This is a genomic window from Streptomyces beihaiensis (genome assembly GCF_026274175.1).
Taxonomy (GTDB): Bacteria; Actinomycetota; Actinomycetes; order Streptomycetales; family Streptomycetaceae; genus Streptomyces; species Streptomyces beihaiensis.
The window spans coordinates 1-25,047 of sequence record NZ_JAPHNL010000244.1 but is presented as its reverse complement, the minus strand read 5'-3'; the positions used below and the strand labels follow the sequence as shown (position 1 = coordinate 25,047).

Here is a 25,047-nt window from a genome sequence, read left to right as displayed (position 1 = left end):
CGGAGGTCTCCCGCCGGCCTCTCGCCTCATGTGGCCGGTGCCCCGAGCGGGGCGCCGGCCACATGCCGTTTCGGGCATCGTCACTCACCGCCCAGCGCCCGGTCGACCAGCGGCCCCGCGACTCCCGTGTACGACTCGGCGTCGCACAGCTCGGTCAGGGCCGCCGTGTTCAGGCGGTCGGTGACCACTGGATGCCCGGCCAGGACATCGCGCAGGGGGCGGCCCTCGCGTTCGGCCTGTGCCGTCGCCCGGCTCAGCAGCTCCTTCGCGGGGTGTCTGCCCAGAGTGGGGGCCAGAGCCGCGGCCACCCGTTCCGAGGCCAGGTGGCCGCCGGTCAGGGACAGGTTGGCCCGCATCCGCTCTGGTCGCACCCGCAGCCCCTCGGCGAGTTCGGCCGCCGTGTGCGCGGCGCCGCCCACCAGGCGCAGGCAGTCCCGCATGAGCGCCCACTCCGCGTGCCAGGCACCGGCCGAGCGTTCGTCCTCGGCGAGCATGCACTGGGTCAACGCCCCCGACAGCGCCGGGACCTGGAGCGCGGCGCCCCGGATCAGCGTGCTCAGGACCGGGTTGCGTTTGTGCGGCATCGCGGAGGAGCCGCCGCGGCCCGGGGCCCCGGGTTCGGCGACCTCCGCCACCTCCGTGCGGGCCAGAGACTGCACGTCCACCGCGATCTTCCCCAGCGCGGTCGCCGTGAACGCGAGCGCCGCGGCCAGGTCGGCGACCGGGGTGCGCAGGGTGTGCCAGGGCAGGCCCGGCCGGGCGAGGCCGGTCTCGGTGGCGAAGGCGTCCACCAGGCGGTCCAGGTACTCTCCCGGGTCCGGCCGGTTCCCCGCGGCGTCGATCCGCGCGTACTCGAGGTATCCGGCGAGGGTCCCCGCGGCCCCGCCGAGCGAGACCGGCAGCCCGCCGTCGAGCACACCGGCGATCCGGCGGTCGGCGTCCCGCACCAGGGCGCGCCAGCCGGCCGCCTTGAGGCCGAACGTGGTGGGGACCGCCTGCAGAGCCAGGGTGCGTCCCGCCATCACCGTGTCCCGGTGGCGGGCGGCCAGTTCCCGCAGCGCGTGGGCCGTACGGGCCAGGTCGGCCCGGATCAGCGTCAGGGCCCGACGCGCCATCAGCATCGCGCCGGTGTCCAGGACGTCCTGGCTGGTCGAGCCGCGGTGCACGTACTCCGCCGCCGCGGGGTCCTCGGCCGCGACCACCTGGCTCAGCGCCCGCACCAGGCCGACGACCGGGTTGGCCGTCTCTCGTGACTCCAGGGCCAGTGCGCGCGCATCGAGGCGGTCCGCGCGGGCGAGGCGGGTGATCGTCGCCGCCGCCCGGTGCGGGAGGGTGCCAAGGCCCGCCTGCGCGCGGGCCAGCGCCGCCTCCGCGTCCAGCATCGCCTGGAGCCAGGCCAGGTCCGATGTGGCCGCCTCGGCGGGGGTGCCGGCCCGGACGGGGGAGAGCAGCCCGGTGTCCGTGAGGGACGTCGGGGCGGTCGGGCCGCGGTGTCCGGTCTGTGCCGGGGTGGTCGTCACACCAGCACCCCCGTCAGATCCGTCTCGGCCATGGCCGGGCGGACGCCCGCGGGGACGAGCGTCGCGGGCGGCTGGGCCAGCACGGCGCGGGCGATCGCGTCCGAGTCGCCGAGGGTCACCGAGTCCACACCGGGGCGGATGCCGGCCGCGGTCACCCAGTGCACCGACTCGGTGGGCACGCCGTAGGCGTACCGGCGCGGGTGGGCGTTGCCGCGAGCGTCGAGGAGGCGGTAGGGGCGCTCGGTGACCGCGAGGCCGCCGGACTCGTAGGCGGCGCCGCGCGTCCCGCGGATGCGGTACGTGGTGCACTGCCCGGTGTCCAGCAGGTGCCGCAGCAGCGGGTCGTCGGTGCGGCGCAGGTCGGGCTCGGGCAGCCGGGCCTCGATCAGGACGTAGGAGCGGACCGGGGAGCCCGGCACGTCACGGGACTGGGCCACGAAGGTCGCCCGGCCGCCGGTGGCGGTGTCGATGCGGATCTCGGTTCCGGGGCCGGTCAGTTCGAGCACCCCCGCCTCGATGAGCGCGATCATCTCCTCGATGCGGGAGGCGGGCGGGCCGATGGAGAGGAACGCGTTGAGCGGGGTGTACCAGCCCTCCAGGTCGTCGCGGTGGGAGTCGCCGTCCAGGCCCCCGTGGTCGACCACCAGACGGATCTCGTTGCGCAGGTCGCGCAGGACGTCGAGGGCGGCTTTCAGCGGGCCGTGGACGTTTCCGGCGCGGGCCTCGGCGACGTCCTTCTCCAGGTAGTCGAGCAGCCAGCGGCGGAAGTCGTCGCGGCCGGTGAACCTCCGGTCGCCGTACGGCCGCGAGAGCCGCTCCCAGTCCCAGCGGTCCGCGGCGTCGATGCCGTGGGCGTCGAGCAGCGCGTCCCGGTCCGCGGCCTCGGGCAGGCGCAGGAATCGGGTGGTGAAGTTCTCCCGTTCGGCGTCCCGCCCCAGGCTGGTCAGCAGGGTGCCGTAGTAGACGCTCTCCACCTCCAGGGAGATCAGCGGCCACAGGTCGCCCTGGAAGCTGACGCCCTCGCCGCTCGCCGAGCGGGCGCGCAGGTCCTCGATGACGTCGGGCGTCAGCAGCCGCGGCAGGTGGCGGCCGTAGGCGCCCTTCTGGTTCTCGCCTCGGGCGTGGTACGGGATGCCGCGCCGGGAACTGGCGTACATCCGCGGCTCCTGTCCGGAGCGGACGTACAGCAGCCTGCCCTCCTCGTCGCGGACGAAGGTGCCGCCGCGGCCCACGGTGAACAGCGCCATGTGGTCGAAGAAGTTCAGGCCGAGCCCGCGCAGCAGCACCGTCTGGCCCGGCTGGACGGAACCGGGGTCCAGGTCCGCCGGGTTGGCGGGCGTCAGGTAGGTGAGGTGGTGGATACGGGCCAGGCTCGCCGTCTTCGCCTCGCGTGAGGTGAGCCGGGCCGGGACGTGCCCTTGGGCCATGACGATCGCGTCGAGGTCGTTCAGCCGGGTGCCGTTCTCCAGGCGCACTCCCTGCGGGCCGCCGGGCACACCGAGCGTGTCGGCCATCGCCACCGCGCGGGAGCGGTGGACCTGGACGGTGACGTGGGCGGGGGCGTTCGCGACGACCCGCTGGAACTGAGCGTGCAGGTAGCGGCCGTAGAAGGCGCGGGTGGGGTAGGTGTCGGGGCCGAGCCGACGGGCCTCTTCCAGGGTGGCGGAGTCGTACGTGCCGTCCGCGTCGACGTCGTGGGACGCGTCGGCGCTGCGGTCGGCAGCCTCGTCGACGAGCGCGCGGGTCCACTCGTAGAGGCTGGGGCCGGGCTCCACCGGGCCCTCGGTGCTCACGCTCTCGTCGGTGTAGACGGTGATCTGCGAGGCCACCGTGTTCATCAGCAGGTGCCGGGACTGGTCCGACCGCCACACCCGCCCTGCGCCCGGCGCGGACGGGTCCACGACGTGCACGGTGACCGAGGCGTGGGCGGGCTCGGCCCGCTCGTTGGCGCACAGCCGCTCCAGCACGGACAGGCCGCGCGGCCCGGCGCCGACGATGCAGACCTCGAGCGAGCCGGGGTCCTTCGTGTGCGTGGCGGTCATCGCTGCTCTCCGTTCGGGTCGCCGACGCGCGCGCCGTGCATCCAGGCGACGTAGTCGTGCAGTTCGTCGGGGGTCATGGCGGACAGGGCCGCGTCGCGCGCGGTGGCGGCGCTGCCGGCGGCGTGCCACAGGCGGGTGGACTCGCGGGCCAGCAGCTGGATGCGGGCGGTGCGTTCGCGGCGCTGGGCGGCGTACTTCTCGAAGCGCTGGGGGAGTTCGTCGGCGGCGCAGTCCACGAGGCCGCCGAGGACGACCGCGTCCTCCAGGCCCTGGCAGGCGCCCTGGGCCGCGTAGTGCAGCATCGGGTGGGCGGCGTCTCCGAGCAGCACCACACGGTCGTCGGTCCAGGTGTCGACCGGGTCACGGTCGACCAGGACCCAGGACTTCCAGTCCTCGCCGAGGGCGAGGAGCCGGTGCGCGTCGGAGCCGAGCGCGGCCATCTCGTCGCGCACGGCGCCGCTGTCGACCGGGACCGAGGCGAGGGCGCGGCTCTCGCCGTTGTCGCTGCTGGCCGCCAGGTTCAGGTAACGCCCGCCGGCGATCGGGTAGTGCACGAAATGGCAGCCGGGACCGGTCCACCAGGTCACCGCGCTCTGGTGCCGCAGCGCCGCCGGGACGCGCTCCATGGGGATGACCGCGCGGTAGACGGTGATGCCGGAGATCCGGGGCGCCCCGTCGCCGACGAGCCGGCGGCGGATCGCGGAGTGGATGCCGTCCGCGCCGATCACGGCGTCACCGGTGACGCGTTCGCCGCCCGCCAGGACCACGTGGGCTCCGGCCGCGTCCTGCTCGTAGCCCTGCGCCGCGCAGCCGCTGCGCAGTTCGACGCGGCCGGACAACTCCGGGGCGCGGCAGGCGTCGAGCAGGGCGGTGTGCAGCTCGGCGCGGTGTACGACGACGTACGGGTTGCCGAACCGTTCCCGGTAGCGCTCGGTGAGCGGCAGGCTGGTGACGTGCGCGCCGCTCACGCCGTCCATGAACCGCAGCTCCGCCATGCGCACGGCCGTGCCGCGGACGGTGTCCCCGAGGCCGAGGAGGTCCAGGGCGTGCAGTCCGTTGGGGGCGAGCTGGATGCCCGCGCCGATCTCCGCGAACCGGTCGGCGCGCTCAAGGACGACGGCGCGGTGGCCGCGGCGGGCGACGGCCAGGGCGGTGGCGAGGCCGCCGATGCCGCCGCCGACGATGATGATGCGGGCCATCACGCCCCCACCTCCTGGGTGATCGGGCCCGCGGTGAGAATCCGGGCGAGCTCCAGCCTCTTGATCTTGGTGGTGGCCGTCTGCGGCAGGTCCGCCTTGCGCCACCGCACCGGCTCGGCCATCGGCGGCAGCCCGGCGACGGCGCGCCGCCACGCGTCCGGGTCCAGTGGTGTGTCGTCCTTGGTGCACACCACCGGCACGGCGCGTCCGTCGTCGCCGGGGACGATGATGACCTCGGCCAGTTCGGGCAGCCGCGAGAACAGCGTGTCCTCGGTGGCCAGGGTGGAGCCGAAGCCGTCGATGAGGTCGACCTCGCGGTCCAGCAGGTGCACACAGCCCCACGCGGTGCGGAAGCCGACGTCGCCCATCCGCCACCAGCCGTCCTCGACCTGGGCGTCGTAACGCTCCTGCTCGCCCAGGTAGGTCACGATGCGGCCGTCGCTGCGCACCTCGATGTAGCCGGGGTTGTCCGCCGACGGCGGACGTCCGTCGCGGCTGACGACGCGGACGTCGGTCATGCCGGGGAAGGGCCGCCCCACGCAGCGCCCGTCGGTGCACAGCCCGCGTCCGCCGCGGGACCAGGAGCGTACGACCGCCGGACCGACCTCGCTCTGGCCGTACAGCTGCCCGAAGAGGGCGCCCTTGCGGCGGGTGGCGCCGAGCAGCCGGCGGACGGTGCGGGGGTGGATGGCGTCGAAGGTGCTGCTGTACAGCTTGACGTTCGCGAGCGGTCGGCGCGGGTCGTCGGCGAGCTCCTCCCACTCCATGAACGTGTTGGGGTGCGCCTCCAGGACGCCCGGACGCATCCTCGCGAACAGGTCGGCGGCCTTCTTCGGGTCGGAGTCGGCGAGGACGAGGATCGGGTATCCGCGGAAGAGGGAGATCGCGAGGGCGGTGATCAGCCTGGAGTGCACGAACGACACATGGAGCGCGATGGTCTCCCGGCCGCGCAGGAAGGGCGCGGTGACGGCCGCCTGCGGCCGGTAGCGGGCCTGGAGGGTGTGTCCGGTGTGCACGGCCAGCTTGGGGATGCCGGTGGTGCCAGAAGTGTGGGTGACCAGGGTCGGGTGCTCCGGCGGCAGGGTCACGGCGGGGACGCGGGGGCTTCCGGCGAGCGAGGCGAGGGACAGCCCCTCCGGGTGCTCACCGGAGGCGAGGAGCACCCGCTCGGCCGACCCGAAGATCTCAGCCGGCAGTTCGCCGTCGAGTTTGGCCTGGTCGGTGAGGACGAAAGGGCGGTCGGCGCGGCGGACCAGCTCGGTGACCGTCGCGCCGTCCAACTGCGGGGAGAGCATGACCGGTACGGCGCCGACGCGGACGATCGCGCAGGCCAGCAGAGTGATGTCGAAACTGTCGGACTTGTGGACGACGACCCGGCGTCCTGGGCGCACGCCGGCGGCCGACAGCCGGCCGGCGATGTCGTCGATCAGGTCGGCGATCTCGGCGACCGTGGTGCGGCGCCCGAGCTCAGGGGCGATGTCCAGGTCGTGGTCGAGGACGACGACGTTCGCCGGATGCTTGACCGCGGCCCGTTCGAAGAGGGTGCCGAGCCGGATTCCCTGGTTGCCTATGCGCTGGAGGTACATGGAAGCCCTTTCGGGATGTCAGGGGTGTCAGGGATGTCAGGGGCTGGGAGTGGGACGTCCTGGGGTTGTGAGTGGGCGGGGTGGCTGTGGGATGTGGGTGGGGCGGCCGTGGGGTGCCCGGAGGCGTCGGCGATGTGCCTGTGGCCGCCTGCGGTGCGGATCCGCGGGGTGGTCAGCGGGGTGGTCAGCGGGGTGGTCGGCGGAGTGATCAGTGGGGTGGCCAGAGGTTCTGCTTGGTCACTGGGCGTGCTCGGTCACTGGGCGTGCTTGGCCGCTGGTCGTGCTTGGTCACCGGCTCTGTTCGAGGACGGGCTTGAGGCGGCGCAGGGTCTCGGCCAGGTCGGCGGCGACCTTCTCACCCCACTGCGTGAAGAACCTCCGCTTCTCGTCCTCGTCCATCTCGGCGGTGATGCCGCGAATCCCTTCGGTGGGGCCGTCCATACGGAAGTGGTGCACGAGGAGTGAGCCGTCGCCGTCGGCCTCGATGTCGAAGCCCCAGACGCTCTCCTGCTTCCGGCCGACGCTGTCGTGCATCGCCCAGCGGAAGGTGCGTCCCGGCTCGGCCGCGACCACCTCGGCGTGTGTGGTCCAGCGGCCACGCACCACGGGCGCCCAGGCGACGACGTCGGCGGCGCGCTCGTTCTCGCCGCGGAAGACGGAGCCGACGGCGCCTGGTTCACCGGTCGTCCAGCTGCCGCCGAGGCATTCGGGGCTCCACTCGCCGCTGCGCGGCAGGTCGCTGACGGTCGCGTAGATCTCCTCGGGACGTGCCCGGACGGTGATCTCGGCGCGGGAGGAGAAAAGGGCGCTGGACTCGCGGGCGGGGGTGCTCGGGGCGTGCGTGGTCACGGAAACCTCCGGTCATGGACGGGGAAGGGCGGGGTTGTGCGCGGCGGATGGTTCTCCTCGCCGCGTCTCGACGAGCTGAACTGAACTATACAGTCTGGTTCAGTTACGGGCAATGGGAGGCCCGCGACTCCCTAGACTGAGCACCGAGTACAAGCACCGAGGAGTGGCGATGCCCGCAGGGAAGAGCGCGTCCGCGCAGGCGAAGGCTGAGGCGGAAGGGGTTCCGGTGCCGTCCGGCGCGCGTGCCGCGCGTAAGCGGCAGGCCATCCTGGAGGCGGCGCACCGCGTCTTCCTGCGCGAGGGCTTCACGGCCGGTGTGGATCTGCTCGCAGCCGAGGCGGGCGTGTCCAAGGTGACGATCTACAACCACTTCGGCAGCAAGGAGAACCTCTTCAAGGAGGTCATCGGCCGCACGCTCGACGAGGCGCTGGGCGCGTCAGAATCCCTGATCCTGGACCAGCTCGCCGAGTCCGACGACGTCCGTGCCGACCTGCTCGCGGCCTGCCGTTCCTGGGTGGCGGGCCTGGCCGCCCCCGACGTGCTCGCGTTGCGCGACGTCATCGCCGGTGAGCGCCGCCGCTTCCCCGAACTCGGCGAGGTCTGGCAGGAGCGCGGCCCCGCCCGGCAGCACGCGGCGCTGGTGCGGGCGCTGGGCCGCCTCACCGAACGCGGGGTGCTGCGCATCGCGGACATGGAGCTGGCGGTGCTCCAGCTCTCGGGGCTCGTTCTCTCCCCGCACCTGGTCTACGGCTCGTACGGCGTGGAGATGAGCGAAGGGCTGGCGCAGCGGCTCGTGGACGGCGGCGTGGACATGTTCCTGGCGCGCTACGGCGTCTGACGTCGTCCCCCGGCACGGCCCAGCCGTCCTGAGGCGTGGTCCTCCCACGCGCGGGCGATCTCCTCTTCCGTGTTCATCACGAACGGCCCGCTGCGCACCACCGGTTCGCCGATCGGCTCCCCGGCGAGGAAGAGCAGGTCGGCGCCGATGGGCCCGCCGGTGAGGCGCACCAGTGCCCCCTCGTCGCCGAGCACGGCCAGCTCTCCGTCATCCAGCGGCCGACCGGAGACGTACGCGCTGCCGGTCATGGCGTACACCGCGGCGTTGTGCCCCGCGGGTACGGGCAGTTCGGCCTCGTCGCCCGGCGCCAGCGCGGCGTGTACGACGGTCACGGGGACTCGCGTGTCGAAGGGACCGGTGACGCCCAGCGCGGACCCCGCGACGACCTTGAACGAGGACCCCTCGGGCGTGCGCACGACGGGGATCTCGGCCGGCCCCCGGTTCTGGGTGCGTGGTGCGTCCCCCTTGTGCGCGGCCGGCAGGTTCACCCAGATCTGGAGGTTGTGCTGCAGCCCTCCGGTGCGCAGGAAGTCCTCCGTGGGCAGCGCGGAGTGTACGACCCCGCTACCCGCCGTGAGCCACTGGACGCCACCCGGCCGCACGATGCCCCGGTGGCCGGTCGAGTCGGCGTACTCGATGTCGCCGTCCAGGACGTAGGCGATCGTCTCGAAGCCGCGGTGCGGGTGGTCCGCGGCTCCCTTGGCCTCACCTGGTCCGAGACGCACGGGGCCGACCTGATCGACCATCAGGAAGGGGTCGAGGAAGGGGAGTCGGGAGGTCGGAAAGGGTCGGCGAACGGGAAACCCCTGACCCTCGTGGGTGTGGTCCGGGGGCAGGACGGCGGCGACGTGCCGCGTGGTGGCGATAGTGGCGGTGGCGGTGGCGGTGGCGGTGGCGGTGGCGGTGGCGGTGGCGGTGGGTTCCATGGGGTGCCTCGATTCTCGACGGGGTCGATCAGCAATTACTGAACTGAACAGTATGGTTCATTAATACGTCATGCCGCGGCGCCGGGCAAGTGCGCGGGCGCCATCCGCGACGTGACACACGAGCTGACACAGTCACTCGGCACGGATGGTCTCCGTGGACGGCGGAACTCCAGACTCCTTGCCGTACCTCAGAGTTCATGACCCACGTGGAGGGACCACTCATGTCCGAGCTCAAGATCCTGGCCGTCTCCGGGAGTCTGCGCTCCGCCTCGTACAACAGCGCCCTGGCACGGGCGGCTCAGAAGCACGCTCCGGGGGACATGGCGGTCGAGATCTACGAAGGGCTGCGCGACCTCCCGCTCTACGACCAGGACCTCGACACCGATACGCCGCCGGCCGCCGTGGCCGACCTGCGCCGCCGCATCACCGAGGCAGACGGCCTGTTCATCGCCACCCCGGAGTACAACTACGGTATCCCCGGCGCCTTGAAGAACGCCCTCGACTGGGCCAGCAGGCCCAGCCGCGGATCCTCCCTCACCGGCAAGCCGATCGCCGTCTCGGGCGCCGCACCGACCAACTTCGGCACCGTGCGCGCCCAACTCGCGCTGCGCCAGATGTTCCTGTGGACCGACTCCGACGTCGTCCGCAAGCCAGAGGTCCAGATCTTCCGAGCGCACGAGCGCTTCGACGAGACCGGTAACCTGACCGACGAGTCCACCATCGCCCTGCTGCGCGACCTGCTCGACGCTCTCGATCGGCGCATCCGTGACCGCCGGACGATCGCCGCGTCCTGACGCCGCGGGCGTGACCGCCGGACTCATCACACAAGGGAGCTGAGCACGCATGCGTGCAGCCTTCATCGAGGAGTTGGGACCGCCCGAGGCCATCCGCTACGGCGAGTTGCCGGAACCGGTCGCCGGGCCGACGGACGTCCTGGTCGCGGTCGAGGCGGTGTCGGCCAACCCGGTCGACACGTTCGTACGGTCCGGGGTCTTTCGCACGCCCCTCCAGTTCCCCGCCGTCATCGGCCGCGACCTCGTCGGGACGGTCGTCTCGGCCGGGCCAGGGGCGCCCGGTTTCGCTCCGGGGGACAGGGTCTGGTGCAACAGCCTCGGGCACGGCGGGCGGCAGGGCGCGGCCGCGGAGCGCGCGGTGGTCCCGGCCGACCGCCTCTACCGTCTGCCCGACGGGGTCGATCCCGCCGACGCCGTCGCTGTGCTGCACCCCGGGGCCACCGCCCACCTGGGACTGTTCACCCACGGCCGGGTCCGCCCCGGCGAGACGGTCCTCGTCCTCGGCGCCGCCGGGAACGTGGGCAGCGCCCTGGTCGTCATGGCAGTGGAGGCCGGTGCCAGAGTCGTCGCCACGGCCGCCGCGCGCGACGCCGAGTACGTCGCCTCCCTGGGGGCGCACGCCGTCCTCGACTACCGCGATCCCGAACTGGCACGCGGGATCGGCGAGGCGTGCCCGGACGGAGTCGACGTTCACCTCGACACGTCCGGCACGAACGATCTGACCGCCGCGGTGGAGACCTTGGCGCATCGGGGCCGCATCGTGCTGCTCGCCGGGGCAGCCGCCCGGCCGGCCCTGCCCGCCGGGCCGCTCTACATGAAGGACGGCTCGGTCGTCGGCTTCGTCATCTCCCACGCCACGACGGCTGAGCTGGCGGAGGCGGCACGCACCCTGAACCGGCTGCTCGCCGGCGGTCGGCTGCGCCCGCGGCAGGTGGAACGGGCTCCCCTGTCGGACGCGGCACGGACGCATCGGCGGCTGGAGGAGGGGAAGTTGCACGGCCGGAGGGTGGTACTGGAGCCGTAGTGATGGTGGGAGCGGCCGTAGGTGGTGATGGTGATGGTGATGGTGGTGGTGGCTGGTCGCGTTGGTCGTGGTCGTGGTCTGGGCGGCCGCCCGGTGGTGTGGCCGTGGCGTGGCCGTGGCCGTGGCCGTGGTCGTGAGCGACGGCGGTAGTGGGGACGGGCGGTGGCGGCGGCGGGTGGTGTGGCAGCGGGCGGCGGGGTGACGGTGGTGGTGGCGGTTGGGTGTGAGGTTTCCGGCCGTGTTCGTTCCGCGGACCTGACGGACTCCGTTCGCGTCTCTCGGCCGGTCCCCGTCCCGCTGTGAGACTCGCGTCATGGACGCCCATATCCAGTCCCTCCCAGCGCCACGGGTCCCGGCGGACCGGCGGCGCGCCGCGCGGCCGCTCGCCGTCCTCGCCGCGGTGCACCTGGCGCTCAACCTGTCGGTCTCGGTGACCTTCGCCGCCGGTCCCGCGATACAGCGCGATCTGGGCCTGAACCGGACGGACCTCGTGCTCGCCAGTGCCGCGTACGGCCTCGGCTTCAGCGGTCTGCTCCTGCTCGGCGCCCGGCTGACCGACCGGAGCGGTCGGCGCGCAGTCTTCTCCTTCGGCGTCGGCCTGTTCGCCGTGGCCTCCGTCGCCGTGGCGCTCGCGCCGGGGCCCTGGCCGCTGCTGGCCGCCCGTTTCCTTCAGGGCTGCGGGGCCGCGATGGCCGCCCCGGCGGCCATGGCTCTGCTGCGGACGGTTTTCCCGGACGGTCCCGCCCGCACCTCGGCGACCGTGTTGTGGGGACTGCTCGCGAGCCTCGGCGCCGCGTCCGGCATCGTGCTCAGCGGAGCGTTGGCGAACTGGGCGTCGTGGCGGTGGAGCTTCGCCGTGCCGGCCGTCGTGGGCGGATTCGCGCTCGCCCTCACCAGGCGGTTCCTGCCGGTCGGCCCGCCTGCGCGGCGAGTGCCGGTGGATGTCCTCGGCGCGCTGCTGGGGACGGGCGCGCTCATCATGCTCGGCTGCGGCTGTGCGCTGGTGAGCCGGTACGGCTGGTCTTCGGGGTACGTGCTGGGCCTGCTCACGGCGGGTGCCCTGATGCTCGGGGCGTTCGCCGCAGCCGAGCGCCGGGTGCGCGCCCCGCTGCTGCCGCCGGGTTTCCTCGCCTCACGTACGCGTGCCACGGCGGTCCTGTGCGCGATGTTCGCGCCGGGAACGGGCGCGGCGACCGCGTTCCTGCTCGGCCTGTACTGGCAGCAGACCCGGGGCCGCTCGGCGCTGGACAACGCCGAGATGTTCCTTCCGTACACCGTGGTTCTGCTGGGTGTGGGGATGGTCGCCGGGCCCGCCGTCGGACGGTGCGGGGCGCGTGCGGTCGCTGTCGGCGGTGCCGCGGCGGCCGCCGCGGGCCTGTACGTGATCGGCGGCCTCGGCGTACGTGCCGACTCGACCCCTCTCGTCCTGGTCGGTCTGGCTTTCGTCGCTACGGGCGTCGGTTCGGTGGTCTCGGCGGCGGTGGAGCGCGCGGCGGCCGGTGCCGCGGACCGGGACACCGCGCTGGTCGGCGCGGTGGTGAACACGGCCGTGCTGGCGGGCCCCACCCTTGGCGTCGCCCTGGCCACTTCGGCGGCCCAGTCCCGTACGGCCGCTCTCGCCGCGGCGGGCGTGCCGTCGCCCGCGGTCGGCGGCTACGTCTTCGCCTTCGAGGCGCTCGCGACGGCGGCCGTCGTGGTGTGCGCGGTGGCGGCGTACGGTTTGCGGCCGCGCAGGAGGGCCGGTGAGGTGCGTACATCGGTGCCTGTGCCGTCGAGAGGCTGGCATTGAGAGCCCCTGGCGAGCACCTGGGCGAGTGCCTGGGCCAGCGCTTGGGCCAGCGCTTGGCCGGTTCGATCCGGGCGCGCCCACGCACGAGAGCGCCGTGGTCAGCCGGGGCTGCGGCTGCCCACGGCGCTCACCAGGCCGGAGGGATTTCCGGTGGGCCGTGCCGGGCCGTGCCTGGCCGTGCTGCGCCGGGCCGTGCTTGGCCTTGCCGTGCCGGGCCGTGCTTGGCCGTGCCGGGCCGCGCCGTCTCAGGCGACGAGACGGGCGGCGAGCGCCTTGGCCTTCTCCTGGGCTTCCTGGTGGGCCTTGTCGCGGGACGCCTCGAAGAGCGGGATCAGCTCGGACATTGCCGGGTTCTGCGGAGCCATGGTCAGCTCGGGAACGATGAAGTCGAGGTCCATGCCGAGGGCATCGCGCAGCGTCGCCGCCAGGTAGTTCTGCACGTACTCCATGCCCTCGCGCGGGGTGCCAGGGGCGTACGAGCCGCCGCGACTGGCGACGACGGTGACCGGGGTGCCCTTGGCGGAGGGGTTCTCCACGCCCGCGGTGCGGCCCATGAGGATCACGTTGTCCAGCCACGCCTTCAGCGTCGACGGGATCGAGAAGTTGTACATCGGGGCGCCGATCAGCACGGCGTCCGCCTGCTCCAGTTCCTGGATGAGCTTCATGCGCTCGGCGAACGCGGCGGCCTGCTCCGGCGTGTGCGTGGCAGGGTCGGAGAAGCCGGCGAGGTGGGCGTCGGCGGTGATGTGGGGGACCGGGTTCACGGACAGGTCGCGGTAGACGACCGTGCCTTCCGGGTGCTGCTCCTGCCAGGCCGTGCGGAAGGCGTCGGTGACGGAGCGCGAGGCGGAGGCGGTGGAGGGGAAGACCGACGAGTCGATGTGCAGCAGGGTGGCCATGATGTAGCTCCTGTGAGGATCAGCAGTAGCGGTAGTTGAGTACTTAACTAGTAATAGCACAGTCGCTTACTTTTCTTCATCTACGTACGAGAGCGCAGTAGTCTGGGGGCATGGTGGGTCACGGGGAAGAAGCCGAAGCAGCCGAGGAGCTCATGAGCGCCGGTGGGACGGGCAAGGGGGCCGCACCCGGTCATGACGTGGAGTCGTGTGCGCGGGTCGACATCGGGATGACGCGCGTCTTCGGACTCTTCGGCAAGCGATGGACGGGGCTGATCGTGGCCGCGCTGATGTCGGGACCCGTTCACTTCACGCGGCTGCGCCGGGCCATCCCCGGCATCAGCGAACGCATGCTCTCCGACCGCCTCACCGAACTCGGTGCCGCGGGACTCGTCGTGCGCGAGGTCGACGAGGGTCCGCCGCTGCGGGTCTCCTACCGCCTCTCGGCAGCCGGCGCCGCGCTGGAGCCGTCGCTGAAGGAGCTGGGCGCCTGGGCGGCGAAGTACCTCGGGGCTGAGGGCGGGAAGTGCCCGGAAGAGTTCCGTAAGTAGCTGTCGCTTGTCGGTGCTGTCGGTGTCGTCGGTGTCGTCGGTGTTCGCTCGGGTGGGTGGCCTGGTTGCCCACAGGGGGGTGCTTGTCCACAGGCTCTGACTGCGTCATTCCCGTGAGCGATACGGTCGTGCCGACATACGACGGGGAGGCGTTCCGAGTGGTCGAAGCGAGTGGGCAGTGCAAGCCGAGCGGGTGTGGTGGGCTGAATGACGCGGGGCGTGGCGCAGGACCGAGGCGGTTGCCTCGGGTGGCCGGGTTCGCGCGGTGGCCGGGGAGCGACGCAGACGTGGCGGAGGCCGGGCGATCGCCGAAAGCGACGGGCAAAGCGCTGCGCCAGCGGGTGCCGCGGGGTGCGCACTCGGTGTTCGCGGTGCGGGCCGGGCGTCCCGACGCCCTGACGGCCGTCGAGGAGTCCAACCGCGGCAGGCTCGACGAGCTGACACCGATACGCGTCGGGCGGATGGCGGCGACCCCCTTCGCCTTCCTGCGCGGCTCCGCGGGCCTGATGGCGCATGACCTGGTGCACACCCCGGTCACCGGCATCGCCGCCCAGCTGTGTGGCGACGCCCACGCCGCCAACTTCGGCCTGTACGGCGACGCGCGCGGCGGCCTCGTCATCGATCTCAACGACTTCGACGAGACGGCGTACGGCCCCTGGGAGTGGGACGTCAAACGCCTCGCCACCTCGCTGGTGCTCGCGGGGCGTGAGGCCGGGGCCGACGAGGACACCTGCCGGGCGGCCGCGTTCGACGCCGTGGGTGCCTACCGGCGCACCATGCGAGTGCTGGCGAAGCTCCCGACACTGGACGCGTGGAACGCCATCGCGGACGAGGAACTCGTCTCGCACGCCGACGCGCACGACCTGCTCGGCACGTTGCAGCGGGTGTCGGAGAAGGCCAGGAAGAACACGAGCGGGCGGTTCGCCGCCAAGTCCACGGTGGGCGTGGCGGGCGGCGGGCGGCGGTTCGTGGACGCGCCACCGGTGCTGCGCTCCGTGCCCGACGAGGAGGCCGCGGCGGTCGCGGCGGCCCTCGGCCCGTACCTGGACACGCTGCCCCCGGACCGGCTGCCGCTGCTCGGCCGGTATGCGATCCACGATGTGGCGTTCCGCATAGTCGGCACCGGCAGCGTGGGCACCCGCTCGTACGTGGTGCTGCTCCTCGACCACCGAGGTGAGCCGCTGGTGCTGCAAGTGAAGGAGGCGCGCCCCTCGGTCCTCCTGCCGCATCTGGCGGCGGCCGGGTTCGCGGTGGACCCGGTCGAGCACGAGGGACGGCGCGTGGTCCTCGGACAGAAGCGGATGCAGGTGGTCAGCGACATCCTGCTCGGCTGGACCACGGTGGGCGGGCGCCCGTTCCAGGTGCGGCAGTTCAGGAACCGCAAGGGCAGCGTCGACCCGGCCGCCCTCGCCGCCGACCAGGTGGACGACTATGCCCGGATGACGGGCGCGCTGCTCGCCCGCGCACACGCCCACAGCGCCGACCCCCGGCTCGTCGCCGGGTACTGCGGCAAGAACGAGGAACTGGACGAGGCGGTGGCCGCCTTCGCGGTCACCTACGCGGACCGCACCGAGGCCGACCACGCGGAACTGGTCCGTGCCGTGCGCGAGGGGAGGGTGGCGGCGGAGACCGGGGTGTGAGGCGCGAGTGTGGAGGAGACCGGGGTGTGAGGGAGACGGGGGCGTGGAGGAGAGCGGAGTGCGAGGAGACGGGGGCGTGGAGGAGACCCGGGTGTGAGGGAGACGGGGGTGTGGAGGGGAGCGGAGTGCGAGGGGGCTCGGGTGTGAGGCGGTGACGTGTCCGGCGGGGCGGGGCGGGGGGCGGGGCCCGAGGCGCGGTCGGTGGGCGTGCGGGGCGCTGTCGATCCGCCGGGCGGGAACGGCCCGGCGCGTGTCCGCCGGGACAGGCCCTAGGCTGGACAGGTGACGACCCCGGAGACCGATGTGGCAGGGCAGCCGCACGAGCAGCCGCACGAGCAGCCTCAGGAACGGCCTCAGGAACGGCCTGAGGAGCGGCTCGAGCGGGCGGTGCGCGCTGCCGAGCAGGCGCTCATCGAGTACGAGATCGCGGTGGAGACCTTCCGGGTGGAGGTGGAGAACTTCTCCCGGCTGCACCACCAGAAACTCGGCCCGATGTACGCCCGGCTGGACGAGCTGGAGGCGCTGATCGCGGAGGCGACGGCGGACCGCACCGGCGATCCGGAGGACCGGCGCAGGGCCGACGAGGCGCGGGCGCGGGTGCTGCCGATGCCGGGCGTCGAGGAGCTGTTCCACGGCTGGATGGACGGGGACGGACTGTTCCCGGAGGCCGCCGCGATGCTCACCGATCAGCCGGTGCAGCCGCCGCCGCGGGTGCGCCCCGGCGAGGGGGCCCGCAAGCTCTACCGCGAGCTGGCCCGGAAGGCTCACCCCGACCTGGCTCAGGACGAGGACGAGCGGGCCCGCCGTGACGAGTTCATCGCGCGGGTGAACGCGGCGTACGCGCGTGGCGACGAGGCGTTGCTGCGGGAGCTGGCCGACGAGTGGGCCGCAGGACCGGTGCCGCCGGAGCGGCAGCCGTCACCCAGCGAGGAGCTCTACGCACGGCTCGAGTGGCTGGCCCAGCGCAAGGAGATGCTCACGGCGATCGCGCGGGAGCTGGAGGAGAGTGCGATCGGATCCATGCTCCGGATGGCGCCGGACGACCCGGACGCCCTGCTCGACGAGATCGCCGAGAAGCTGCTCGCCCAGGTCGCCGAGCAGGAAACCGAACTGGCGCGGCTGACGTCGACGGCTCAGGACTCGTGATGCGCGCTCCTGAGCAGCAGCAGTAGCAGTAGCAGTAGCCGTACGGAGGGAGGCGGCGCAGGGCCGGACGCGGTTCCGGTAGCGTCGGAGCCATGGTTTTCGGTTCTGGTGTCCCCACGGTCGGTGTTGACGAGCTCAAGGAGGGGGACTTCCTCCTCGACGTGCGTGAGAACGACGAATGGCAGGCCGGTCACGCGGCGGCCGCGCTGCACATCCCGATGAGCGAGTTCGTCGCCCGCTTCGGCGAGCTGACGGAGGCGGCGCCGCAGGACGGTCGCGTCAACGTGATCTGCCGCTCCGGTGGGCGCTCCGCCCAGGTGACCATGTACCTGGCGCAGCAGGGCGTAGACGCGGTCAACGTCGACGGCGGCATGCAGGCATGGGAGGCGGCCGGCCGGCCCGTCGTCGATGCCACGGGCGGCCGGGGCTCGGTGGTCTGAGCGGGGCGTTGGTCCGGGCTCCGGACCGTTCGGCCGTGCGGTCGCCGATCGGCCGCGCGGTTACCCGAGCGGGTGGGCCGCGATGAGGTCGCCGAGGGCTTCCTCGTGGGCCGCGGCGGGGCCGAGCGCGAGCTCCAGGTGCTTGGCCCAGGCGTGGAAGCGGTGCAGCGGGTAGTCCGTGTCGGCGCCGAAGCCGCCGTGCAGGTGCTGGGCGGTCTGCACGATGCGGCGCACGCCGTCCGACGCCCAGATCTTCGCGACCGCCACGTCCCCCGTGGCCGGCAACGCGCCCTCCGCCCCGCTGCTCAGCCGCCACGCGGCCTGCCACAGTGTGGCCTCCATCGCGCGCAGGTCGATGTAGCGGTCGGCGGCCTGCATGGCGACGGCCTGGAACGTGGCGATCGGATGCCCGAACTGTTCGCGCTTGCCCGCGTAGTCGCTCGTCATCTTCAACACGCTCTCCCCGAGACCGAGCGCGAGCGCGCAGGTTCCGATGGTGAGCAGTGCGCGCAGCGCGGGCCAGGCGCCGTTGTCCTCGATGACGTGCGACGCGTCGATGTGCACGCCGTCGAGGCGTAGCTCGGCGAGGCGTTCGCCGTTCGTCGAGACCTGTTCCGCGAACGTGAGTCCCGGCAGTTCCTCGGCCGGTCCGGGCACCACCGCGAGCACTGTGGCGCCTTCGGCGGTGTGGGCGGGTACGACGATCCGGTCGGCGCCCCACGCCCACGGCACCGCCGTGTGCATCCCGTCCAGCACCCACCCGGTCTCGCGGTGTGCGGTCACGGCGAGTTCGGCCGGGTCGTGACCGGTGCGGCCCGCGGACGCGACGGTCAGGGTGAGGTCGCCGCGCCCCGCCCGGGGAAGGACCTCGCGGCGCAGTTCCTCACCGCCGTGGGCCCCCACGGTCGCCGCGGCCGCGCTGTGTTCGAGCAGCGGTACGCGCGCCAGTACCTTCGCCGACTCGCGCAGCACCAGACACAGAGCGATGGCGTCGAGCCCGGCCCCGCCGTGCTCCGGCCCGATCAGCAGGCTCAGCAGGTCGGCGTCGGCGGCCTTGGCCCACAGCCGACGGTCGAAGTCGTCTGCCACGGCGCCGGTGGTGAGCGCGGGGCTGGGCACGCCGTCGGGCGCGACCGGCCCGAAGACCGCCTTCGCCGCTTCGGCGGCGGCCTGCTGTTCCTCGGAGAAGCTGAAGTCCACGGGCCTGTCCTTCCGTTCTCACCATGGCGGTCCTCGCCTGACGGAGCGTCAAGATAGAACAGGTTCTAGGAGAAGGGAACAGGCAGCCGACGTCGGACCACGATCGAAACCCGGCCGGGCGGTCGAAGCCTTGGCTCAGCGGTCGAAGTCCAGCTCCACCTCCTCCGTGGTCGGGTGCGACTGACAGGCCAGGACGTATCCCGCCTCGGTCTCCTCGGGTTCCAGCGCGAAGTTCCGGTCCATCCGCACCTTGCCCGAGACGAGGAACGCGCGGCAGGTTCCGCACACGCCGCCCTTGCAGGCGTACGGCGCGTCGGGCCGGTTGCGCAGCACGGTCTCGAGCAGGGATTCGCCGTCCTGTACCGGCCAGCTGCCCGAGCGTCCGTCGAGTTGTGCGGTCACCTTGCTGTGCGCGGGAGTCGTCACGGCTGTCCGGGCCGGGGCCGGTCCGTCGTCCACGTGGAAGATCTCCTCGTGGACACGGTCCCGCCGCACCCCGAGGCCGCGCAGGGCCCGCTCGGCGCCCTGGACGAGCCCGAGAGGTCCGCACAGGAACCACCCCGCGACCCGGTCCACCGGAAGCAGCGCGGGCAGCAGCGCCGTGAGCCGTTCCTCGTCGAGCCGCCCGCCGGCGATTCCCGCCTGCTGTTCCTCGCGGGAGAGCACGGTCACCAGCTGGAACCGGTCGGGGTAGCGGTCCTTCAGGTCGGCGACCTCCTCCAGGAACATCGTCGAGGCGGTGGTGCGGTCGCTGCGTATCAGGCAGAACTCAGCGTCCGGCACGCGTGCGAGCAGTGTCGAGGCGATGCACAGGACCGGGGTGATGCCGCTGCCGCCTACGACCGCGGCGTAGCGGCCGGGGGCCGGGGCGAGGGTGAACCCTCCGGCCGGGGTCATCACCTCCAGCTCGTCGCCGACGGAGATCTCCTTGTGGGCGTAGGTCGAGAAGGCGCCTCCGTCGACCTGACGCACGCCCACCCGCAGCGTGCGGGGGGCCTCGTCGGCGGGGGCGGGGGAGCAGATCGAGTAGGTGCGCCGGATCTCCGTGCCGTCCACGGTGCGGCGCAGGGCGAGATGCTGGCCCGGTGCGTAGCGGTAGGACTCGCGCAGTTCGTCGGGGACGGCGAACGTGAGCGCCACGGAGTCGTCGGTGAGCCGGTCGACCGCGGTGACCGGCAGCCGGTGGAAGCGGGCCGCTCCCGCCTCTTGGGTCATCTCAACTCCTTGAAGTGGTCGAACGGTTCACGGCAGGACAGGCAGCGGCGCAGCGCCTTGCACGCCGTGGAGGAGAAGCGGCTGAGCAGTTCGGTCTCGGTCGAGCCGCAGTGCGGGCAGGCCACCGGGGGCAGCTGAGGGGCGTGCCGGGTGGGGCCCAGGGTGACCGGGACCGGTCCGGTGGGTTCGTGTGTCGTGCGGGGTGGGGCTATGCCGAACTCCCGCAGTTTGCGCCGCCCTTCGGGGGTGATGTCGTCGGTCGTCCATGCCGGGTCGAGGACCGGGCGGACCGTGACGTCGGGGACGCCGTGTTCGTGAAGGATCTGTTCTATGTCCGCTGCCATGGTCTCGATCGCGGGACACCCCGTGTAGGTGGGGCTGAGTTCGACCTCGACGCGGCCGGGGCCGAGTGTGTGCACGGCGCGCAGCACGCCCAGTTCCGTCAGGTTGAGCGCGGGCAGTTCGGGGTCGGGCACGGAGCCGGCCAGCCTGCGCAGCTCGGCCTCGAGCGGCGTCTGAGCGGACTGTGCTTCAGCGGTGGTGCGGGTGGTGCGGTCCGTGGTCACCATGACGCCCCCGGGTGGCTGCGGTGCAGGTGCTGCATCTCGGCGAGCATCCGGCCGAAGGGTTCGGTGTGCAGCCCCTGGCGCCCGGCTCCCGCGCTCCAGGCGCCCGTCTGCGGTCCGGTGGGGACCGTCAGGGTCGCCTCGCCCAGGACGCCGGTGACGGTCTTGGTCCAGCTGTCCCGCAGGTCCTGCCAGTCGATGGTGAGTCCGGGCAGCGGCTGGAACATCTCGCCCGTGAAGCGCCACAGGGCGTCCACGGCGTTCTGCATCCGTGTGTGGCTCTCGTCCGTGCCGTCGCCGAGACGGAGGGTCCACTGGCGCGCGTGGTCGAGGTGGTAGGCGATCTCCTTGACGGCCTTGGTGGCCAGCGGCGTGAAGACGGTGTCGGCGTGGGCCAGCCGCTCGTACAGAAGATGCTGGTAGGCGGAGAAGCAGAGCTGGCGGGCGATGGTGTGGGCGAAGTCGCCGTTGGGCTGTTCGACGAGGTGCAGATTGCGGAAGGAGCGCTCCTCGCGCAGGTAGGCCAGTTCGTCCTCGTCTCCCACCAGGCTCAGCAGTACGCGGGCCTGGCCGAGCAGGTCGAGGGCGATGTTGGCCAGGGCCACTTCCTCTTCGAGGACCGGGGCGTGGCCGATCCACTCCCCCAGGCGGTGCGAGAGCACCAGTGCGTCGTCGCCGAGGGCGAGGGCGGCGGCCGTGGTCTGCGTCTGCCGGTCGGTCTGCGTCACAGGTGCTTCACCCCTTCCGGGATCTCGTAGAACGTCGGGTGCCGGTAGGGCTTGTCGGCGGCGGGTTCGAAGAACGGGTCCTTCTCGTCCGGTGACGAGGCGGTGATCGCGGCGGAGGGCACCACCCAGAGCGAGACGCCCTCGCCGCGCCGCGTGTACACATCCCGCGCGTTGCGCAGGGCCAGTTCGGCGTCCGGTGCGTGCAGGCTGCCCGCGTGGGTGTGGGACAGGCCGCGGCGGGAGCGCACGAAGACCTCCCACAGGGGCCAGTCGGTGCTGTCCGCACCCGTGTCTCGGTTCTGTGCCGGGGTCTCGCTCATGCCGCCCTGCCTTCACGCGTCGCTGCCGGGGAGGAGTGCTTGGCCGCGTGGGCCGCGGCGGCCTCGCGCACCCATGCGCCCTCGTCGTGGGCGCGTCTGCGCTGGGTGATGCGCTGCTCGTTGCACGGGCCGCGGCCCTTGAGGACCTCCTGGAACTCCGTCCAGTCGATCGCGCCGAAGTCGTGGTGCCCGCGCTCCTCGTTCCAGCGCAGCTCCGGGTCGGGGAGAGTCAGCCCGAGGGACTCGGCCTGCGGGACGCAGATGTCGACGAAGCGCTGGCGCAGCTCGTCGTTGGAGTGGCGCTTGATCTTCCATGCCATGGACTGGGCCGAGTGCGCGGACTCCGTGTCGGGCGGGCCGAACATCATCAGGGACGGCCACCACCAGCGGTCCACCGCGTCCTGGGCCATGGCGTGCTGGGCCTCGGTGCCCCGGCTGAGCGCGAGCAGCAGCTCGTAGCCCTGGCGCTGGTGGAAGGACTCCTCCTTGCAGACGCGGACCATCGCGCGTGCGTAAGGCCCGTAGGAGCAGCGGCACAGGGGGACCTGGTTGGTGATGGCCGCGCCGTCCACGAGCCAGCCGATCGCTCCGACGTCGGCCCAGGTCAGTGTCGGGTAGTTGAAGATCGAGGAGTACTTCTGGCGGCCACTGTGCAGCTTGTCGAGCAGTTCGTCACGGCCGACGCCGAGGGTTTCCGCCGCGCTGTAGAGGTACAGCCCGTGTCCTGCCTCGTCCTGCACCTTGGCCATCAGGATCGCCTTGCGTCGCAGGGAGGGGGCGCGCGTGATCCAGTTGGCCTCCGGCTGCATGCCGATGATCTCGGAGTGCGCGTGCTGCGCGATCTGACGCACCAGCGTGGCGCGGTAGGCGTCGGGCATCCAGTCGCGGGGTTCGATGCGTTCGTCCGCCGCCACCGCGGCGTCGAACGCGGCCTGGAACGCGGCGCTGCGGGCCTCGGCGTCGCTGCTGTCGCCGCCGGTGCCGTCGTCGGTCGTCCGTGGTGCGGCTGGATGCCGCGGAGCTGATGTCGCCATGGCCTGTCCCCCTCGACCCTCGTGCGTGCCCGAAGCAGGACGGGGCGCCCATCGCTCCCGACCGATCGTTCGGTTCGTCGGATTCAATGGTCGGTCGGTGGCCGTAAGGTGTCAACCCTGAGCATCCGGGCCTGTGGATAACCTCGGGCGGCTGTGCTCGGCGGCCGCTCCCCAGTACCGTGCCGGTGCGTCGCATGCGCCGGACCCCGAGGAATCGGTTCGCCGGGGCGGGCGGACGAGCGAATGACCGGCGGGCCGACAGTCCGACGGGACGGGGACCAGGGAGTACTGATGGAGACGGAGACAGGGGCCGCGGGCGAGGCCGCCCGGCCCTCGGCGGACCGTGCGCCGTCCGCACCGGCCGACGAGCAGACGCAGCCTGCCGCCGACACCGCGCTGGACGACACGGCCGCCCGGCCTTCCGGACGTCTCGGCATCGCCGGGCTCTCGCCCGGCTACCAGCTGACCGCGGCCCTCGCCCTGGCGGCGGTCGCCGTCGTCGCCTGCGTGCACGTCCTGATGGTGTTCCTGTACGTCGCGCCGCCGAACACCCTGACCAAGCGGCACGGCGACCTGGTCGACGAATGGATCTACCCGGAGTTCGAACAGAACTGGAAGCTGTTCGCACCCAACCCGCTCCAGCAGAACATCGCCGTGCAGGCCCGTGCCGAGCTGCGCGCCCCCGACGGCTCGCTGCGCACGACGGGCTGGTACGACCTGTCGGCACAGGACGGCGCCGCCATCCACCACAACCCGGTGCCGAGCCACACCCAGCAGAACGAGCTGCGCCGCGCCTGGGACATCTTCGTCTCCACGCACGACGCCAAGAACAGGTCCACCGGGCTGCGCGGCGACCTGTCCGAGCAGTACCTGCGCCGCATCATCGTGCTGCGCCTCGACCGGCTCGACGTCGGCGCGAAGGGCGATGTCGTCGAGCGCGTCCAGGTGCGGTCCCGGGCGACCACCATCGCTCCGCCGAAGTGGAGTGACGAGAAGGTGAGCCAGAAGCCGGTCTACCGGCAGGCGCCCTGGTGGCCCGTGACCAAGCACGACGCACCGCTGGACAGCGGCAGCAGCGTGCGCGCGGGCGCCGACGACAGCCCGTCGGCGAAGGGCGGTGTCCGATGAGCGGGGTCGAGGTGAGGGCGCGGGCCGGCCTCCAGAAGATCACGGCGTCCGCGCTCGGCCCGTACCAGAGCGCGGTGATCAGGATCGGGTTCTCCGCGACCTGGCTGCTGTTCCTGCTGCGCGAGTTCCCGCACCGGCAGGAGCTGTACGGTCCCGACGCGCCGTGGAGCTGGGACCTCGCCCGGCAGCTGATCGCGGACAACCACGCGTTCACCACGCTGATGTGGTCGGACGGCCAGGCGTGGTTCGAGACCGTCTATGCCGCGGCCGTGCTCGTCTCGGCGCTGCTGATGCTGGGCTGGCGCACCCGTGCCATGGCGGTGCTGTTCATGGTCGGTGTGCTGTCGCTGCAGAACCGCAGCGTCTTCGTGGGCGACGGCGGCGACAACGTCCTTCACCTCATGTCCATCTACCTCGTCTTCACACGCTGCGGACAGGTCTGGTCGCTCGACGCGCGCCGCGCGGCACGCGCGCGTGCCGCCGGACGGACGGACGAGGAGACGGTCGCCGACGACCGGGTGGGGCCGGTGCTGTGGAGCGTCCTCGGAGCGGCACTGGTCTTCCTCACGGTGACGGGCCAGTCCGACTTCACCTGGCGCTTCCTGCTTGACCCGCCGGTCGTGCCGCTGGTGCTCTGGTCGGTCTGGCTCGGCTGCGGGCTGTGGTGGTACGCCCAGCGCCGCGGGTCCCGCGACCTGCGCCTGCTGTGCGACGTCGTCACCAACACCGCGCACAACGCCGCCCTGTCGGTGATCATGGTGGAGGCGTGCCTGGTCTACGCGACGGCCGGCTGGTACAAGATCCAGGGCACGCGCTGGCAGGACGGTACCGCCGTCTACTACCCGCTGCACCTGGACTACTTCTCGCCCTGGCCCGCCCTGGGCGACCTGATGACCAGGTTCGGGCTGATGGTGCTGATCGTGACCTACGTGACGGTGGCCGTACAGGTCGCCTTCCCGTTCACGGTCTTCAACCGGCGCCTGAAGAACGTGCTGCTGGTGTTCATGATGACCGAGCACGCCGTCATCGCCGTCACGCTCGGCCTGCCGTTCTTCTCGCTCGCGATGATCACCACGGATGCCGTCTTCCTGCCGACGTCGTTCCTGCGGCGGGTCGGCGGCTGGGTGGGGCGCGCTTGTGGCCGCCCGTTCTCCCGCGCGGGCAGCGAGAACGGTGTGGAGCTGCCCGCCCGGCGTCCCGAGCCGGACCCCGCCGGACCGCCGGTGGCGCAGCCGCCCCCGGCACGCCCGTAGGCTTCCCGCCATGAGCGTGACGAGTACGGCGGGCGGCGCGGACGGCATGCGCGGGCAGGGCCCCGACGAGGCGGTGCGGGCCTGGCGGCGACTGGCCGACACGGCCGTGCTGCTCGACGGGTTCCACGCGCTCAAGCACGCCGTACGTTTCGGCGCCGACGTCCCGGTGGCGCTCGCCGTCGACCGGGCGGCCACGCTCGCTCTGGCGGGAGAGCTCGCCCCTGACGTCGTACGGGAGCTGGACGCGCTTCTCGTCGAGGTGCCGGGGGAAGTGCTGCGGGCGCTCGTGCCGCGGCTGCACCCCACGGGCGTCGCCGCGCTCGCCGGGCGGCCCGCCGACTCCTCGGTGCTGCGCCAGGAGAT

General features: G+C 72.5%; 23 protein-coding genes and 1 pseudogene. 11 read left to right on the top strand and 13 right to left on the bottom strand.

Annotated elements, in window-relative coordinates:
• Positions 1-80 precede the first annotated feature (80 nt).
• The 5 genes from OFY01_RS19060 to OFY01_RS19040 all read right to left on the bottom strand — a co-directional run bounded on the left by OFY01_RS19060 (position 81) and on the right by OFY01_RS19040 (position 7,196).
• Positions 81-1,520: a class-II fumarase/aspartase family protein gene (locus OFY01_RS19060; RefSeq protein ID WP_266601483.1), complete on the bottom strand. Its 1,440-nt coding sequence runs from the start codon at positions 1,518-1,520 to the stop codon at positions 81-83.
• A complete protein-coding gene (locus OFY01_RS19055) occupies positions 1,517-3,562 on the bottom strand; it encodes an FAD/NAD(P)-binding protein (RefSeq protein ID WP_266601481.1) in 2,046 nt (681 codons plus the stop codon). The genes OFY01_RS19060 and OFY01_RS19055 overlap by 4 nt, the downstream gene beginning before the upstream one ends.
• A complete protein-coding gene (locus OFY01_RS19050; RefSeq protein WP_266601479.1) occupies positions 3,559-4,761 on the bottom strand; it encodes an FAD-dependent monooxygenase in 1,203 nt (400 codons plus the stop codon). The genes OFY01_RS19055 and OFY01_RS19050 overlap by 4 nt, the downstream gene beginning before the upstream one ends.
• Complete coding sequence (locus OFY01_RS19045; RefSeq protein ID WP_266601477.1) at positions 4,761-6,347, bottom strand: class I adenylate-forming enzyme family protein; 1,587 nt, start codon at positions 6,345-6,347, stop codon at positions 4,761-4,763. Before OFY01_RS19045 ends, OFY01_RS19050 begins: the two co-directional genes overlap by 1 nt.
• A 288-nt stretch (positions 6,348-6,635) precedes the next feature.
• Positions 6,636-7,196 (bottom strand): SRPBCC family protein, encoded by a 561-nt coding sequence (locus tag OFY01_RS19040; protein WP_266601475.1) that lies wholly within the window; start codon positions 7,194-7,196, stop codon positions 6,636-6,638.
• 169 nt (positions 7,197-7,365) lie between these two features.
• Between OFY01_RS19040 and OFY01_RS19035 the strand changes: the two genes are divergently transcribed.
• Complete coding sequence (locus OFY01_RS19035; protein WP_266601473.1) at positions 7,366-8,034, top strand: TetR/AcrR family transcriptional regulator; 669 nt, start codon at positions 7,366-7,368, stop codon at positions 8,032-8,034.
• On the opposite strand, the gene OFY01_RS19030 is transcribed toward OFY01_RS19035, so the two are convergent.
• The gene (locus OFY01_RS19030; RefSeq protein WP_266601471.1) at positions 8,022-8,960 is read right to left on the bottom strand and encodes a pirin family protein; all 939 of its coding nucleotides are present in this window, start codon (positions 8,958-8,960) and stop codon (positions 8,022-8,024) included. The genes OFY01_RS19035 and OFY01_RS19030 overlap by 13 nt on opposite strands.
• 221 nt (positions 8,961-9,181) lie before the next feature.
• Here OFY01_RS19030 and OFY01_RS19025 point away from each other — a divergent pair, with 221 nt between their 5' ends.
• From OFY01_RS19025 to OFY01_RS19015, 3 genes are all read left to right on the top strand, one after another.
• Entirely contained in the window at positions 9,182-9,754 is a 573-nt protein-coding gene (locus OFY01_RS19025; protein ID WP_266601469.1) for an NADPH-dependent FMN reductase, read from the top strand.
• Between the two features lie 49 nt (positions 9,755-9,803).
• Complete coding sequence (locus tag OFY01_RS19020) at positions 9,804-10,778, top strand: NADPH:quinone reductase (protein WP_266601467.1); 975 nt, start codon at positions 9,804-9,806, stop codon at positions 10,776-10,778.
• 313 nt (positions 10,779-11,091) lie between these two features.
• Positions 11,092-12,567: an MFS transporter gene (locus OFY01_RS19015; protein WP_266601466.1), complete on the top strand. Its 1,476-nt coding sequence runs from the start codon at positions 11,092-11,094 to the stop codon at positions 12,565-12,567.
• Between the two features lie 245 nt (positions 12,568-12,812).
• Here the strand turns inward: OFY01_RS19015 and OFY01_RS19010 are convergent, their stop codons facing one another.
• Positions 12,813-13,466 carry an FMN-dependent NADH-azoreductase gene (locus tag OFY01_RS19010; protein ID WP_266601464.1) on the bottom strand — a complete coding sequence of 218 codons (654 nt, stop codon included), beginning with the start codon at positions 13,464-13,466 and terminating at the stop codon, positions 12,813-12,815.
• Positions 13,467-13,618: 152 nt separating this feature from the next.
• Here OFY01_RS19010 and OFY01_RS19005 point away from each other — a divergent pair, with 152 nt between their 5' ends.
• From OFY01_RS19005 to OFY01_RS18990, 4 genes are all read left to right on the top strand, one after another.
• Positions 13,619-14,014, top strand: a complete 396-nt coding sequence (locus OFY01_RS19005; protein WP_266601537.1) for a winged helix-turn-helix transcriptional regulator — start codon at positions 13,619-13,621, stop codon at positions 14,012-14,014.
• A 203-nt stretch (positions 14,015-14,217) separates the two neighbouring features.
• A complete protein-coding gene (locus tag OFY01_RS19000; protein ID WP_407700378.1) occupies positions 14,218-15,654 on the top strand; it encodes a DUF2252 domain-containing protein in 1,437 nt (478 codons plus the stop codon).
• A gap of 303 nt (positions 15,655-15,957) precedes the next feature.
• The gene (locus OFY01_RS18995) at positions 15,958-16,800 is read left to right on the top strand and encodes a hypothetical protein (RefSeq protein ID WP_266601535.1); all 843 of its coding nucleotides are present in this window, start codon (positions 15,958-15,960) and stop codon (positions 16,798-16,800) included.
• A gap of 92 nt (positions 16,801-16,892) precedes the next feature.
• Entirely contained in the window at positions 16,893-17,240 is a 348-nt protein-coding gene (locus OFY01_RS18990) for a rhodanese-like domain-containing protein (RefSeq protein ID WP_266601460.1), read from the top strand.
• 60 nt (positions 17,241-17,300) lie between these two features.
• Here OFY01_RS18990 and OFY01_RS18985 read toward each other — a convergent pair whose 3' ends face one another.
• From OFY01_RS18985 to paaA, 6 genes are all read right to left on the bottom strand, one after another.
• Entirely contained in the window at positions 17,301-18,440 is a 1,140-nt protein-coding gene (locus OFY01_RS18985; RefSeq protein WP_266601458.1) for an acyl-CoA dehydrogenase family protein, read from the bottom strand.
• 135 nt (positions 18,441-18,575) lie between these two features.
• Positions 18,576-19,655, bottom strand: a complete 1,080-nt coding sequence (paaE, locus tag OFY01_RS18980) for a 1,2-phenylacetyl-CoA epoxidase subunit PaaE (RefSeq protein ID WP_266601456.1) — start codon at positions 19,653-19,655, stop codon at positions 18,576-18,578.
• The gene (gene paaD / locus OFY01_RS18975; protein WP_266601454.1) at positions 19,652-20,224 is read right to left on the bottom strand and encodes a 1,2-phenylacetyl-CoA epoxidase subunit PaaD; all 573 of its coding nucleotides are present in this window, start codon (positions 20,222-20,224) and stop codon (positions 19,652-19,654) included. The genes paaE and paaD overlap by 4 nt, the downstream gene beginning before the upstream one ends.
• The gene (gene paaC / locus OFY01_RS18970) at positions 20,218-20,949 is read right to left on the bottom strand and encodes a 1,2-phenylacetyl-CoA epoxidase subunit PaaC (RefSeq protein WP_266601452.1); all 732 of its coding nucleotides are present in this window, start codon (positions 20,947-20,949) and stop codon (positions 20,218-20,220) included. Before paaC ends, paaD begins: the two co-directional genes overlap by 7 nt.
• Positions 20,946-21,269, bottom strand: a complete 324-nt coding sequence (gene paaB, locus OFY01_RS18965; protein ID WP_266601450.1) for a 1,2-phenylacetyl-CoA epoxidase subunit PaaB — start codon at positions 21,267-21,269, stop codon at positions 20,946-20,948. The genes paaC and paaB overlap by 4 nt, the downstream gene beginning before the upstream one ends.
• Positions 21,266-22,303 (bottom strand): 1,2-phenylacetyl-CoA epoxidase subunit PaaA, encoded by a 1,038-nt coding sequence (paaA, locus tag OFY01_RS18960; protein WP_266601448.1) that lies wholly within the window; start codon positions 22,301-22,303, stop codon positions 21,266-21,268. The genes paaB and paaA overlap by 4 nt, the downstream gene beginning before the upstream one ends.
• Positions 22,304-22,594: 291 nt before the next feature.
• Here paaA and OFY01_RS18955 point away from each other — a divergent pair, with 291 nt between their 5' ends.
• From OFY01_RS18955 to OFY01_RS18945, 3 genes and pseudogenes are all read left to right on the top strand, one after another.
• Complete coding sequence (locus OFY01_RS18955; RefSeq protein WP_266601446.1) at positions 22,595-23,431, top strand: DUF5819 family protein; 837 nt, start codon at positions 22,595-22,597, stop codon at positions 23,429-23,431.
• On the top strand, positions 23,428-24,684 hold the full coding sequence (locus OFY01_RS18950) for an HTTM domain-containing protein (protein WP_266601444.1): 1,257 nt from the start codon (positions 23,428-23,430) through the stop codon (positions 24,682-24,684). The genes OFY01_RS18955 and OFY01_RS18950 overlap by 4 nt, the downstream gene beginning before the upstream one ends.
• Before the next feature lie 10 nt (positions 24,685-24,694).
• A pseudogene (locus OFY01_RS18945) lies at positions 24,695-25,047 on the top strand (TrmH family RNA methyltransferase); the annotation flags it as partial.

What these genes read in the sequence shown, in the direction of transcription:
- OFY01_RS19055 (WP_266601481.1), bottom strand. Translation starts at nt 3,562, where the DNA reads ATGACCGCCACGCACACGAAGGACCCCGGCTCGCTCGAGGTCTGCATC.
- OFY01_RS19050 (WP_266601479.1), bottom strand. Translation starts at nt 4,761, where the DNA reads ATGGCCCGCATCATCATCGTCGGCGGCGGCATCGGCGGCCTCGCCACC.
- OFY01_RS19045 (WP_266601477.1), bottom strand. Translation starts at nt 6,347, where the DNA reads ATGTACCTCCAGCGCATAGGCAACCAGGGAATCCGGCTCGGCACCCTC.
- OFY01_RS19035 (WP_266601473.1), top strand. Translation starts at nt 7,366, where the DNA reads ATGCCCGCAGGGAAGAGCGCGTCCGCGCAGGCGAAGGCTGAGGCGGAA.
- OFY01_RS19030 (WP_266601471.1), bottom strand. Translation starts at nt 8,960, where the DNA reads ATGGAACCCACCGCCACCGCCACCGCCACCGCCACCGCCACCGCCACC.
- OFY01_RS19025 (WP_266601469.1), top strand. Translation starts at nt 9,182, where the DNA reads ATGTCCGAGCTCAAGATCCTGGCCGTCTCCGGGAGTCTGCGCTCCGCC.
- OFY01_RS19020 (WP_266601467.1), top strand. Translation starts at nt 9,804, where the DNA reads ATGCGTGCAGCCTTCATCGAGGAGTTGGGACCGCCCGAGGCCATCCGC.
- OFY01_RS19015 (WP_266601466.1), top strand. Translation starts at nt 11,092, where the DNA reads ATGGACGCCCATATCCAGTCCCTCCCAGCGCCACGGGTCCCGGCGGAC.
- OFY01_RS19010 (WP_266601464.1), bottom strand. Translation starts at nt 13,466, where the DNA reads ATGGCCACCCTGCTGCACATCGACTCGTCGGTCTTCCCCTCCACCGCC.
- OFY01_RS19005 (WP_266601537.1), top strand. Translation starts at nt 13,619, where the DNA reads ATGAGCGCCGGTGGGACGGGCAAGGGGGCCGCACCCGGTCATGACGTG.
- OFY01_RS18990 (WP_266601460.1), top strand. Translation starts at nt 16,893, where the DNA reads ATGGTTTTCGGTTCTGGTGTCCCCACGGTCGGTGTTGACGAGCTCAAG.
- paaE (WP_266601456.1), bottom strand. Translation starts at nt 19,655, where the DNA reads ATGACCCAAGAGGCGGGAGCGGCCCGCTTCCACCGGCTGCCGGTCACC.
- paaD (WP_266601454.1), bottom strand. Translation starts at nt 20,224, where the DNA reads ATGGTGACCACGGACCGCACCACCCGCACCACCGCTGAAGCACAGTCC.
- paaB (WP_266601450.1), bottom strand. Translation starts at nt 21,269, where the DNA reads ATGAGCGAGACCCCGGCACAGAACCGAGACACGGGTGCGGACAGCACC.
- paaA (WP_266601448.1), bottom strand. Translation starts at nt 22,303, where the DNA reads ATGGCGACATCAGCTCCGCGGCATCCAGCCGCACCACGGACGACCGAC.
- OFY01_RS18955 (WP_266601446.1), top strand. Translation starts at nt 22,595, where the DNA reads ATGGAGACGGAGACAGGGGCCGCGGGCGAGGCCGCCCGGCCCTCGGCG.
- OFY01_RS18950 (WP_266601444.1), top strand. Translation starts at nt 23,428, where the DNA reads ATGAGCGGGGTCGAGGTGAGGGCGCGGGCCGGCCTCCAGAAGATCACG.